This is a genomic window from Thermovibrio ruber (assembly GCF_055380895.1).
The window spans coordinates 45207-57700 of sequence record NZ_AP042397.1 but is presented as its reverse complement, the minus strand read 5'-3'; the positions used below and the strand labels follow the sequence as shown (position 1 = coordinate 57700).

Here is a 12494-nt window from a genome sequence, read left to right as displayed (position 1 = left end):
CTACCCCTTGAAAGAGTGAACATCTTTACTTGATAATAAATTTACTCCTAAAAAGTTTAACACTATTACGAATAAACCTAAAAGGTTCAGGTAGCAGAACTTTTTACCCCTCCACTCTCCGTAGAGGTAGAGGTGAATTACCCCTGCGTAAACAAACCAGGAAATAAGGGTTGCAACCTGTTTAGGATGCCAGCTCCAGTAAGTTCCGAAAAGTTTTTCTGACCAAACAGCTCCGGCAAACATTGAAACCGTTATGAAGAAAAACCCTACTGCAACGGCGTGATAGATAACAGACTCAACGAGAGAGAGTGACGGAAGCTTCTGAAAGAATACAGAGAACTTCTTCTTCTTCAGGTGGTTCTCAAATATCAGGTAAAGAACGGAAAGGAGAGAAGCAAATATAAAAGCGCTGTAGCCCAAGAAGGCCGAAACAATGTGAACCATTCCGACAATACCTACTGAAAAGGCCGCTTTGGGCACTCCGGAAACCTGAGAGGCAATAAAGGAGAAAAGGGTAGCCCAAGGCATCAAAAAGGCACCGGAAAGTGAAAGCTTGTGCCTTGTTGAAAAGTAGAGGTAAACAGAAACAACGCTCATTGAAAAGAGAAGAAATGCCCCTTTAGGAGTGAAGAGACTCTCTGAACCGTTTTTAACGATAAGGAGAACAACCGACAGAAGGTTCGTTAAAAAACCGAAACGGGCAGAGTAAAGACCGACTGTTGAGAGCTTCTCCTTCTTAAAAATCAGGTAGAGAAGGTAGTGGAGCGTTGAGATGCCGTAGAGGACAACTGTAGAGTAGATGAACGCTTCCAGATTCATGGTTAAGGATTATATCAATTCAAAAAACTCCTCAGAGAAGAATTTCTCCCTCTTTCTCCTATAGAACGGGTAGAGGTTGGAAAGGAGCTTTATCAGTCTTTCAGCCTCTATCTGCCCAGGAGCTACGGGTTTTCCGAAGAATGTATAAGTAAGGAGTGAGCCAAAGGAGAATCCTACAACCCTTGTAAAGGAGCCTACCTCTCCCATTACCATGAAGATTTTAGGGTGGTTAAACTGTGAAAGGAGGCAACAGACCCTTGCGGCGTCTTCTTGACTTTTACCCATAAAGGCAACTTTAACAATGTCCGCCCCCAACTCTTTACAGCGTTGCAGTATCTCTTCTATCTCACTGTTTGGCGGTGTCTTTTCAAAGTCATGGTAGGAAACTATTAACTTTTTCCTTTCTTCCCTAACCATAGAAGCAACCTCAGGAAGGATGGAGCTCCTCAACTCAACGTCAACGGCTCCCGTCGTAGGGTGCTTCACTACCTCCTCAAAGAGCTTAAGCCTTTCAGACTCTTTCCCTTTATAGTTTCCCCCTTCCCAGCTTGGCCTTAAAGTAGAAACCGTATAGAAGCCATAGTCTCCAACAACGTCCAAAAACCTCTTTATTTCTCCAGAGTTAATCTTAGGAAGGAGGTCAAGCCTTGCCTCTACAAGGTCTATCTTGAGCCTTCTGGCCTTCTCAAGGTTCTCCTCTAAGTTCTGACCGTTCAGGGCGATAATAACCGCAGGCTCTTTTCCAAGCTCAACAGTTCCTATCTGCATCACATCTCCCTGTGTCGGTAAGTTACAACCTCAACGTCCTCAAGAACTACAAGTCCCTCCTCAAGGACTTCGTCTAAAACTTTGAGAAATTCCCTTATTTTCTCTTCCTTATCTATTATTTCAACAACGACCGGTAAGTTCTGTGAGAGACGCCAGACGGAGAAGGTGCGGAGCTCCGAGTGTGCTCCTATTCCGGCAGCGGCTTTAAAAACCGTTGCCCCTGCAAGGCCGTTCTCCTTTACAAGTTTCAGAATATACTCCCAAAGAGGCTTTCCTTGGAACTTATCGTCAAGATCAATAAATACCCTCAGGAGCTTCCTCTTACCGACTATCCCCTTCATCAGTAGCTCCTCGTAACCCTTAGAACTTCTTCAGGAGTCGTAACGCCCTTTGCTATCTTTATCCTTCCTATTTCCCTTAAGGTTCTCATTCCATACTTCTTTGCAATTTTCCTTATCTCGTCGGCGTTCTTTCCTTTAACTATTGCATCCCTGATTTCAGGAACAACTTCCATAACTTCGTATAGGGCTACCCTTCCTTTGTAACCTGTGTAATCGCACTTTTCACAGCCTTTTCCTTTATAAGTCTGAATCCTTTCTATTTCTTCATCTGTAAACCCAACTTCTTTTAAAACTTCTACTGGATACTTATAAGGCTCTTTACAGTAAGGACAGATTCTCCTTGCAAGCCTCTGGGCAATAACAAGTATAACCGAGGACGAGACCAGAAACGGTTCTATTCCCATGTCTACAAGCCTTGTCACAGTGCTTGGAGCATCGTTTGTGTGAAGAGTTGAGAGGACGAGGTGACCAGTTAAGGCTGCCTCAATTCCAATTTCTGCAGTTTCTGTATCCCTTATCTCACCGACCATTATGATATCTGGGTCTTGACGAAGGAAAGCCCTCAAAGCCCTTGCAAAGGTTAAACCGATTTCTGGGTTAACTTGCACCTGGTTAATTCCGTAGAGGTTATACTCAACGGGGTCTTCAACGGTCATTATGTTAACTTCCGGCTTGTTAACCGTAAGGAGTGAAGAGTAAAGAGTCGTGGTTTTACCGGAACCTGTAGGGCCTGTAACCAAAACCATTCCGTAAGGAGAGTGAATGGCTTTAAGGAGAAGGTTGTACTCCCTTTCTTCAAGTCCCAACTCTGAGAGGTCTAACTTAAGAGCTCCCTTATCAAGAATCCTAAGAACAACCTTTTCGCCGTAAACAGTCGGAACCGTTGAAACCCTAAAGTCTATCTGTCTTCCTTTAAAGGATGCCTTCATACGACCGTCTTGGGGGAGCCTTTTTTCTGCAATGTCCAAACTGCTGAGAACTTTTATACGAGCTACAACAGCGTCTTTTATTTCAGGATTGTACTTGGCAACAACCCTGAGAACTCCGTCTATACGATAGCGGATACGGAGCTCCTTCTCAAAGGGCTCTATGTGAATATCACTTGCACCTTTTTGAATAGCTTCAAGAATTATGGCGTTTACAAGCTTTACAATGGGAGCCTGAGAGGCAAGACTCTTAAGGTCGTCAAGGGTAATAACTTGAGAAGAAACTGAAACGGTTTCTAAACCTTCCGACTCTGCAGGTACTTCCTCCTTTTCAAGCTCAGATTTTAAACGGGAAAAGAACTCCTCCTCAGCTTTTCCATAAACTTCTACAAGCTTTTCTCTTATCCTGAAAGGGAGAGCAACGTAGGGCTGAACTTTGAAACCGGTAGTAAACCTTATTCTTTCCCTTATCTGAATGTCTGAAGGATCTGCCATTGCAAGCTTTAAGACGGGGCCTTTTTTATCAAAGGGAAGAACTAAAAACTTCTCGGCAGTTACCCTTGGAACTATCTTAACGATATCGGGAGGGATCTCTACTTTTCTCAAGTCTACTGCCGGAAAGTTGTAAAACTCTGAGAGGAGGGAAAGGAGCTTATCTTCCGTAACAAATTTTTTTTCTATTAACGTTTTTTCCCAATCAGGACCTTTAAGGAGCTGGGGAGGAACCCCCAGCCTCTCAGAGATAAACTCCTTTAACTTCGTCTCATCAACTTTCTGCATTACTCTCTTTATCCTCCTTTAACAGCAGCTGCCAGCTTGTGGAGGAGGTCTGCCGGGCTTTTAATGGGAAATTCTACCTTATCAAGGAGCTCCTCAGCTGAAACATCTTTAACCTTGATTCCCTTAAGCCTCTCCTTGAGCTCTTCCTTCTTAGACTCGTCAACGGGAAAGTCCATCCCCTTAATAGCTTTGAGAACGTAGACAGGCCATACAAGACCGATATCAGGACAGGTTGCAGCCGGTTGACCAGATTCAGCAGCTTCCATAGGCTTCCTGATGTACTCCTCACACAGGTAGGCAACGAAGGAGACGTAGTCGTTACCCTTCTTAACCTCCTCGTAAGCCTTCTTGGCAAGGCCTCCTGCAGTGTGAACCTTTACCTCTCCACTTTCAAACTCACCTTTAAGCTTTGCCATTACGAGCTCAGGATCTGCAGAGAGCATGTTCCTCACAGTCTGCTTCGTAAGTCCCAAAAACTCTGCAATCTCGTCGTCTGTTTTCATTGCTTCATACTTTAGAACAACAGCGTAAGAGGCCTCCATAAGACTCGGAACCCACGTTAGGTTGCGATACTCAAAGAGAGCTCTCGGTCCACCTATTAGCTCAATAGCCTTCAAGAAAACCCTTAAAGCCAGAGCATCGTAATCCACTTCTTTCGGTTTAACCTCCACTACCATCACTCCCTCCTTAAAAAGTTTTTTCACATTTTTTAAATTATATCTTTTGTAAGTGAAATTGTTAGAATTGGACAAACTAAAAGGAGTTACTATGAATAGGAGAGCCCTCCTCAAAACACTTCTAATAGGGAGTGTTCTCAGTTTTCTAACTGAAGAAGCAGAAGCCAAAAGACATCCAGTAGTTTTAAGGGTTCGCTATTCCTCAACCCAAGAGCGAACGAGGATCGTTTTAGACTGCACGTCAAAGGTTTTAAGGAAAAACATCAAAGAAAGCTTCAGGAAAAACACTCTCTGGTTAGACCTTCAGGGAGTTGGAGCTGTTAGGAAAATCAAAAGGAAACTTAAAAGCCCCCTTGTAAAAGAGGTTGAGGTAATTCCAATAAGCCATAGAAGAACTAAAGTTAAAGTAGTTTTCAAGGAACCCCACAGGTTCAAAATATTCGGTTTAAAGAGCTGTGGCAAAAGACCTTTCAGGATAGTTATTGATGTTTTCCCAGAGTTTGTTACAACAGAGTGCAAGGTCAGAAAAACCCCTCAAAGGGTAGTAGTTATAGACCCAGGACACGGTGGAAAAGATCCAGGAGCCGTTTGGCCACCCTACTCAAGGCACCCAAAGATTAAGGAGAAGTGGATAACCCTACCTATAGCTCTGAAAGTCCGTAAATACCTTAAAAGAAACCCTCACATAAAAGTTGTAATGACAAGAACAAGAGATGTTTACGTTCCTCTTTTAAAAAGGGCAGAAATTGCAGCAAAGTCCTGTGCCGATGCTTTTGTAAGCATCCACGCAGACTCAATGCCAAACTACCCTCAGTGGAGTGGAGTTACGGTCTTTAAAGCTTCTCCCAAGCTCTTTGCAAAGGCTGAAAATACTGCAAAGGCTGTGGCAAAGAACGTAAAGCTCTGTAGCGACGTTATGTGCTGGAGCATAAGCCCACTTCTCATAAATCTTGCAACTACCGTAACGTTCGCAGAGAGTTCAAAACTTGCAGAGGCTATCATTCAGAGTTTGAAGGCCCACGTTAACGATGAGCTCCTTAACGGAATAAAAGATATGTATAGAAACATCTTAGTCCTCAAAACTCCTGGAAGACCGGCAGTTCTCATAGAGAGCGGATTTATGACGAATCACTTAGACAGACAAAGGCTTGTTAAAGGTTGGTATCAGGAAGAGATAGCAAAAGGAATAGCACAGGGCATTGAGCGTTACATAGAGTCTCTCAATACAGTTGCAATGGTAGAGGAGTAAAATGGCAATTTTACACTTCAAGGGAAAGTCTTTAAAAGGAGAGCTCCGAACCCCCAGCGACAAGTCAATCTCCCACAGGGCAGTAATGCTCTCAAGTATAAACAGAGGAGAGGTAGTTGTTAGGGAGTTTTTAAGGTCTGAAGACTGTTTAAACACGCTTAAAGCTTTTTTAGAACTTGGAGCTCCCATTGAAGATAGAAAAAGAGAGATAGTAATTAGAGGAAAGGGTAAACGCTCCTTAAAAGAACCTTTTAACGTTTTAGACCTTGGAAACTCCGGAACCTCAATAAGGCTCATAAGCGGAATTCTCTCAGGGCAGTCCTTTTACTCAGTTCTAACCGGCGACCAGTACTTAAGGCGAAGGCCTATGGACAGAATTGCAGTTCCCTTGAGGCAGATGGGAGCTCAAATATTTGGAAGGGAAAAGGGGAAATACCCGCCCTTAACGGTAATAGGTAAGGAGAGGTTGAAGGGAATAGACTACAAGAGCCCTAAGGCCTCCGCACAGGTAAAGTCGGCCGTTCTCCTTGCTGGACTTTTTACAGACGACCCCGTTTCAGTAACTGAACCTGCAAAGAGCAGAGACCACACGGAGAGAATGCTAAAAGCCTTCGGCGTTGACGTTGAAGTTGAAGGTTTAACGGTAAGACTCGGGAAGAACAGGGAACTTGAAGGAAACCTTGAGATAACCGTTCCTGCCGACATCTCTTCTGCTGCATTCTTTATGGTTGGAGCGGCAGTAACTCCCGGCTCAGAGGTTGTTCTGAAAGAGGTAATCCTCAACCCGACAAGAACGGGAATCTTGAAAGTCTTTGACAGAATGGGAGTTAGGTACGAAATACTTAGCAAAAGGGAAACTTCAGGTGAAGAGATTGGAGACGTTGCTGTTTACTACTCGCCAGACCTCAGAGCTACAGAAATAAAAGGTGAGGAAATACCAACTCTCATAGACGAACTTCCGGTAATAGCCCTGCTTGCAACTCAGGCAGAAGGAAAAACAGTTATAAGGGACGCAGCGGAGCTCCGCGTAAAGGAGAGCGACAGGATTAGGTCAACAGTTGAGAACCTAAAGTCTATCGGAGGAGATGCAGAGGAGCTCCCAGACGGAATGGTTATAAAGGGAAAGACGAAACTTAAAGGAGGAAAGGTCAGGTCTTTTGGTGACCACAGGATAGCAATGACTTTCTCAATAGCCTCACTGATAACAGAGGGGCCTGTAGAGATAGACGACACAGAGTGCATCTCTACTTCATACCCCGGCTTTTTTGAAGATTTAAAAAAACTCCTATCCTAAAATGAAAGTTGACAGAAACGTCATTCTTTTGGGGCTTGCCAGCTTTATAAACGACGTTGCGAGTGAGCTCATCTCTGCTGTTCTCCCCCTCTTTTTAGCCCAGCTCGGTGGGGGAGGAGTTGCCGTCGGGCTTTTAAGCGGACTAAGGGAACTCCTTTCAAACGGCCTAAAGCCGATATCTGGCTACCTATCGGACAGGTTTAGAAGTAAAAAACTGCTTATCTTTGCGGGCTACCTTACTTCAGCCCTCTTTAAACTCTTAATAGGTTTTTCAAAACACGTTGAGCAGGTAGTTCTAAGCTCAACACTTGAGAGAATCGGAAAAGGACTGAGAACCGCCCCGAGGGACGCCCTCATATCACTCTCAAAGGGCAAAAGCGGAAAGAAATTCGGAATTCACAGGAGTATGGATACGGCTGGAGCTCTCCTCGGAGTTCTCCTTGCAACGATGCTGATCTACGCAGGAGCCGAAAACAGACTTGTTATCCTGATAGGGGGAGCTCTCTCCTTCTTTAGTCTTATTCCATTAATTTTCGTAAAAGAACCAAAAGTAAAAGAGACTAAACGGGAAACCCAAAGTGAGAAAACTCTGAGTAAAGAGTTTCTAAAAGCCCTCTCTGTAATTACCCTCTACTCTGTTGGATCTCTCAGCTTCATGTTCCTGATTTTCGTTGCAGGGAAGGAGACATCGGAAAAGAAAGCCCTTCTCCTCTACCTTCTCCTAAACGTCGCTTATCTTCTGACTTCACTTCCGGCAGGGAACCTCTCGGACAGGCTCGGAAAGGGAACTGTCCTCTCCGTCGGCTACGGATTTTCGGCACTATCACTTCTCGTTCTATCATTTCACGGTGGTTTAGGAACACTAACCCTCTCATTTCTCCTCTACGGAGTGGGGCTCGGAGTTACAGATACTGTCCAGAGAGCTCTAATCGGAGAGATTACTGGAAAGTCAAAGAGGGGGACAGCCTACGGGATTTTCCACGGAGCAGTTGGAGTTGGAGCTCTCGCTGGAAACCTATTAGCCGGCTATTTTTATAACCTTTCCGGTAATATCGCATTTCTACCTTTCTCAGCTCTGTGCCTTTTATCTTCAGTCCTTACAAAGAAAATTAGCCATTAGCGCCCAAGCTTTTCCCGACCTCGGGATTGACTACGTAATCGTTGAAGAGAAACCCTACTTGGGAGGCTTCGCAGCCTCAGTTCCGTTCCTGTGGCAGTCTGAAAGCTACCCAGCGGCCTGCACGAGCCAGTGGGTAATTCCTGTAGTAGGAAGGGAAACCTTTTAAGGAATAGGGCTAACTCAACGGTAATTGGCGTTGAAAAGGGAACGTTTAATGTGAAGATAAAGCAGAGAGTTCCAAAAGTTGACCCAACAAAGTGCGTAGCCTGTGGAGAGTGTGAAAACTGCCACCACGCTTGGGGCAACTACATGCAGGAAAGAAGAATTGAAATGCTTAACGAAAGCCTTCAGCTACTTGGAGTAAACGACAAGTTGGTTAAGTGGGAGTACATAGGCGTCCCCCACTGGAAAAAGCTTGCCAACTCAATAAGGCAGATGAACCAGAAACTGAAGGAGATTAAGGAGGGATGCTATGCAGAAGCTTAATATGGCCTACTACTTAGAGGGAGGTTGCCGGCTACGACACTTCCCTCCTTGATACTGCACGGATTTGGACTGAGGGTTGTTAGGGAACTCCCTCCTCCACTTAAACAGCTGCCGGTTCTTTTACCTCTTTCCTTCTGAGTATTGTATTTTCAGGAACGTTAACTTTCCTGTTAAACTTGATTAGCGCCTGCTGGTTCGGGTTCGCAACCTCTGAGGAAACAAACCTTCCTTTTTTTAAAACCTCTATTCCTTCAACTTTTAACCTTAAAACTTCTGCAGACGGAGTGAAGAGCTCCACATCGTCTCCAAGACTTAGCCTGTTCCTCACCTGCCAGAGGTTTCTCTTATAAATTCCTAAGAACTTGTAGTTCCTTATGTAGGAGCTTGTTTCGTAGTGCTGAAGGTTCCCTTCTCCACCTTTTAAGAAACCAAGGGTATAAGGTCTGTGGCTCACCTTCTCAAGCTCTGCCATCAATTTGGGAATCTCTCTTTTAAACGCTTCCCTGTCGGTCAAAATGAGGTCAACTGCCCTTCTGTAAACGCTCGTCGTCACCGCAACGTAGTAGGCTGACTTTACTCTTCCCTCAATCTTTAAAGAGTCAACTCCGGCGTCAACAAGTTCATCAAGGACAGGCAGGGCGCAGAGGTCTTTTGAGTTAAATATGTAAGTTCCGCTCTCGTCTTCCTCTACCTGGTAGAGCTCCCCAGGCCTTGTCTCCTCAACTACGTAGTACTTCCAGCGGCAGCTCTGTGAACAGGCTCCCTTGTTACTCTCCCTGTAAGAGAGATAGTTAGAGAGAAGACACCTGCCGGAGTAGGCCATACACATAGCACCGTGGACGAAGACCTCTAACTCCATATCTGGAACTCTATCTTTAATCTCCTTTATCTCGTCTATGGAGAGCTCCCTTGCAAGGACGACCCTGCTTGCACCTAAACTCTTATAAACCTCAACAGCCCTGTAGTTTGTAGTGTTTGCCTGAGTGCTTATGTGAACCTCTATTTCCGGAGCTCTCTCCTTGATGGTTTTCAAAACTCCAAGGTCTGAAACGATGAAGGCATCGGGAGAGAGCTCCTTAACCTCGTCAATAAACTCTTCAATAGAGTGAAAATCTCTGTTCCTTGCAAATGCGTTGAGCGTTATGTAAACCTTAATTCCTCTGCTGTGGGCGTAGTCTATCCCTTCTGCCATCTCATCTAAAGTGAAGTTTCCAGCCTTTGCCCTTAGGTTAAAGAGCTTTCCTCCCAAGTAAACGGCATCTGCTCCAAAGTCAACGGCAAACTTAAGTTTCTCCAAATTCCCAGCAGGAGCAAGGACTTCAGGTTTCTTCATAACTTTCCCCTTAACAAAAGTTCACGCTAAAATTTAGGTTTGAAAGGCCTTATTGAGAACCTCTTTTAAAAAGGAAGATTTAAGTACTTAGGTTTTATAAAGAAACTCTAAAAACTTAGAAAGGCTTCCATAGGAGTTATAACTCTACTGAAAGGGAATTTTTATTCGTCTCTAATTTTAAAAAGGAAAAGGGGGAGTAAAACCCTCCCCCTTCAAAACGGACTAATCTTCAAGTGTAGATAGGTCTCCAGGATCTATACCTAACTCTTTAGCCTTGAGAACCCTTCTCATAATCTTTCCGCTTCTTGTCTTTGGAAGCTTGTCAACGAACTCAATCTCAGAAGGAACGGCAAGAGCTCCAAGCTCCATCCTTACGTGGTATTTAAGGTCATCAACAAGCTTCTCAGAAGCCGCTACACCCTCTTTGAGGATAACGAAGGCCTTTATAGTCTCTCCCTTAACCGGATCTGGCTTACCGATAACTGCAGCTTCGGCGACTGCCGGGTGGGAAACCAGTGCAGACTCAACCTCCATCGTTCCAATCCTATGGCCGGAAACGTTGATAACGTCGTCTGCCCTACCTAAAATCATTATGTAGCCGTCTTTATCTTTAACCGCAACGTCTCCGGCTGTGTAGCAGTTGGGAATCGTGTTCCAGTACTGTTCATACCTCTCTGGGTTCTTCCAGATAGTCCTCATCATGGAAGGCCATGGATACTTAACGACTAAGAACCCTCCCTTGTCTACTTCAACTGGATTGCCTTCCTTGTCAACAACATCCGCAATAACTCCGGGAACAGGCTTTCCAGCCTTTCCAGGTTTCATTGGGAGACCGTCTATAGTTGTAATCATCACTGATCCAGTCTCTGTCTGCCACCAGGTATCAACGATCGGGCACCTTTCCTTACCTATCACTTTGTAATACCAGAGCCAGGCTTCCGGGTTGATAGGCTCTCCAACAGACCCGAGGAGCCTCAGGGAAGATAGGTCGTACTTATTTGGCCACTCATCTCCTGCCCTCATGAACATCCTTATCGCAGTTGGAGCGGTGTAGAAGATGTTTACTCCATATTTCTCAACAATCCTCCACCAACGGCCGTAGTCTGGATAGTTGGGAGCTCCCTCTGCAATAACCTGAGTAGCTCCAGCAACGAGGGGACCGTAAACGATGTAACTGTGACCGGTAATCCATCCCGGGTCTGCCGTACACCAGTAAACGTCGTCGTCTTTCAGGTCAAAAACTGTCTTCATTGAGTAGTAAGTCCCGACCATGTAACCGCCTGTTGTGTGAAGAACCCCCTTAGGCTTGCCTGTTGAACCTGAGGTGTAGAGGATAAAGAGAGGGTCTTCTGCATCCATAACTTCCGGTTCGCAGTAGTCTAAGTGACCGTCCATAAACTCGTAGAAGTCAACCTCTTTCTCTCCAATGAGATCAACCTTTGGCTCAAGCCTCCTTAAGACAACAACTTGCTCAACGAAAGGAAGATCCATAATCGCTTCGTCAACTATCCTCTTTAGAGGAATAGCCCTTCCCCTTCTGATTGTTACGTCAGCTGTAATTACGAACTTTGCCTCTGCGTCCTCAATCCTGTGCCTTAAGGCTGGAACGCTAAAACCTGCGTAAACTACTGAGTGGATTGCCCCAATACGGGCACAGGCAAGCATTGCAACAACCTGTTCAATAACGAGAGGCATGTAGATAACAACCCTGTCTCCCTTTTTAACTCCCGCAGCCTTTAGGGCGTTTGCAAACTTGTTTACAAGCCTATAGAGCTCTCCGTATGTAAACACCCTCTCGTTGCCGAGTTCGTCTTCCCAGAAAAAGGCAACCTTGTTCCTCTTTCCGTTTTTTACGTGCCTATCTAAAGCGTTAACAGTTATGTTTGTTTTACCTCCAACAAACCACTTGGCGTATGGGTAGTTCCACTCAAGGACTTTCTCCCACTTCTCGTACCAGAAGAGCTCCTCGGCAACACCTGCCCAGAACTTTTCTGGGTCTTCAAGGAACCTTTTGTACTCCGCCTCGTAGTCCTTAACGTTTGCTCTCTCTACAAACTCTTTCGGCGGTTCAATTACGAGCTCCTTCTTCAACAGGTGGTCAAGCTTTTCCTCTGCCATTTTTACCTCCTCTATTTAGTTATGCTGTTTTTGACTCAGCTAAAACAGTTTTGAATCCTACGTACATTGCCAGAGCCCCACACAGTATTCCTTCCCATCCAGCAAAGTGTTTAATTGTGGAGCTCCCTGTAAACTCCCCAAATGCCAAGAGGAAGAAGAGAATCCAGAGAGTTATGAACACGACCTGAATGTCCCAGCCGTGCTTCGTTACGTAGAGAACTACCCAGAGAAGGAATGTGAAAATTCCCCAGATTGTCAAGTAGGCAACCAACGCTCCCTTATCCGGTCCCGGCCACCAGTTCCACTTTGACATCAAGAGAAGGAACACGAGTGTCTCCCAGAAGAGCCCATAAGATGAAAACGCAAGAGCACCAAAGGTATTTCCCTTTTTAAACTCAAATATTCCGGCAATGATCTGGGCAAGGCCTCCGTAGAAGATGCCCATTGATAAAATCATCGTTCCGAGGCCAAATAGGCCTGCATTGTGAAGGTTTAGAAGAACAGTTGTCATACCAAAGGCAAAGAGTCCTAAAGGTGCTGGGTTCGCTATTTTTCCCTCCATAACGTCTCCTCCTTACTATTT

The 12494-nt window shown here is 45.0% G+C and carries 12 protein-coding genes; 4 read left to right on the top strand and 8 right to left on the bottom strand.

What is annotated here, in order from left to right:
- The 5 genes from ACZ424_RS00305 to ACZ424_RS00285 are packed head-to-tail and all read right to left on the bottom strand — an operon-like array spanning position 1 to position 4311.
- Positions 1–819, bottom strand: coding sequence for a cytochrome C assembly family protein (locus tag ACZ424_RS00305; RefSeq protein WP_464904523.1), 819 nt, complete (start codon positions 817–819; stop codon positions 1–3).
- Positions 820–828: 9 nt separating this feature from the next.
- Positions 829–1587: a type I 3-dehydroquinate dehydratase gene (gene aroD / locus ACZ424_RS00300; RefSeq protein ID WP_464904522.1), complete on the bottom strand. Its 759-nt coding sequence runs from the start codon at positions 1585–1587 to the stop codon at positions 829–831.
- Positions 1587–1928: a DUF190 domain-containing protein gene (locus ACZ424_RS00295; RefSeq protein ID WP_464904521.1), complete on the bottom strand. Its 342-nt coding sequence runs from the start codon at positions 1926–1928 to the stop codon at positions 1587–1589. Before ACZ424_RS00295 ends, aroD begins: the two co-directional genes overlap by 1 nt.
- Positions 1928–3634, bottom strand: coding sequence for a type IV-A pilus assembly ATPase PilB (gene pilB / locus ACZ424_RS00290; protein WP_464904520.1), 1707 nt, complete (start codon positions 3632–3634; stop codon positions 1928–1930). Before pilB ends, ACZ424_RS00295 begins: the two co-directional genes overlap by 1 nt.
- A gap of 8 nt (positions 3635–3642) precedes the next feature.
- Positions 3643–4311: a bacterio-opsin activator gene (locus ACZ424_RS00285; RefSeq protein WP_464904519.1), complete on the bottom strand. Its 669-nt coding sequence runs from the start codon at positions 4309–4311 to the stop codon at positions 3643–3645.
- Positions 4312–4402: 91 nt separating this feature from the next.
- On the opposite strand from ACZ424_RS00285, the gene ACZ424_RS00280 reads away from it, so the two are divergent.
- The 4 genes from ACZ424_RS00280 to ACZ424_RS00265 all read left to right on the top strand — a co-directional run bounded on the left by ACZ424_RS00280 (position 4403) and on the right by ACZ424_RS00265 (position 8460).
- Positions 4403–5560: an N-acetylmuramoyl-L-alanine amidase family protein gene (locus tag ACZ424_RS00280; protein WP_464904518.1), complete on the top strand. Its 1158-nt coding sequence runs from the start codon at positions 4403–4405 to the stop codon at positions 5558–5560.
- 1 nt (position 5561) lies between these two features.
- Complete coding sequence (gene aroA, locus ACZ424_RS00275; protein WP_464904517.1) at positions 5562–6854, top strand: 3-phosphoshikimate 1-carboxyvinyltransferase; 1293 nt, start codon at positions 5562–5564, stop codon at positions 6852–6854.
- Position 6855: 1 nt separating this feature from the next.
- Positions 6856–7974 carry an MFS transporter gene (locus ACZ424_RS00270; RefSeq protein ID WP_464904516.1) on the top strand — a complete coding sequence of 373 codons (1119 nt, stop codon included), beginning with the start codon at positions 6856–6858 and terminating at the stop codon, positions 7972–7974.
- 129 nt (positions 7975–8103) lie between these two features.
- Positions 8104–8460, top strand: a complete 357-nt coding sequence (locus ACZ424_RS00265; protein ID WP_464904515.1) for a hydrogenase iron-sulfur subunit — start codon at positions 8104–8106, stop codon at positions 8458–8460.
- A 100-nt stretch (positions 8461–8560) separates the two neighbouring features.
- On the opposite strand, the gene ACZ424_RS00260 is transcribed toward ACZ424_RS00265, so the two are convergent.
- The 3 genes from ACZ424_RS00260 to ACZ424_RS00250 all read right to left on the bottom strand — a co-directional run bounded on the left by ACZ424_RS00260 (position 8561) and on the right by ACZ424_RS00250 (position 12473).
- On the bottom strand, positions 8561–9793 hold the full coding sequence (locus tag ACZ424_RS00260) for a U32 family peptidase C-terminal domain-containing protein (RefSeq protein WP_464904514.1): 1233 nt from the start codon (positions 9791–9793) through the stop codon (positions 8561–8563).
- A 222-nt stretch (positions 9794–10015) separates the two neighbouring features.
- On the bottom strand, positions 10016–11911 hold the full coding sequence (gene acs / locus ACZ424_RS00255) for an acetate--CoA ligase (RefSeq protein ID WP_464904513.1): 1896 nt from the start codon (positions 11909–11911) through the stop codon (positions 10016–10018).
- A 19-nt stretch (positions 11912–11930) separates the two neighbouring features.
- Positions 11931–12473 (bottom strand): acetate uptake transporter, encoded by a 543-nt coding sequence (locus ACZ424_RS00250; protein ID WP_464904512.1) that lies wholly within the window; start codon positions 12471–12473, stop codon positions 11931–11933.
- Between the last annotated feature and the right edge of the window lie 21 nt (positions 12474–12494).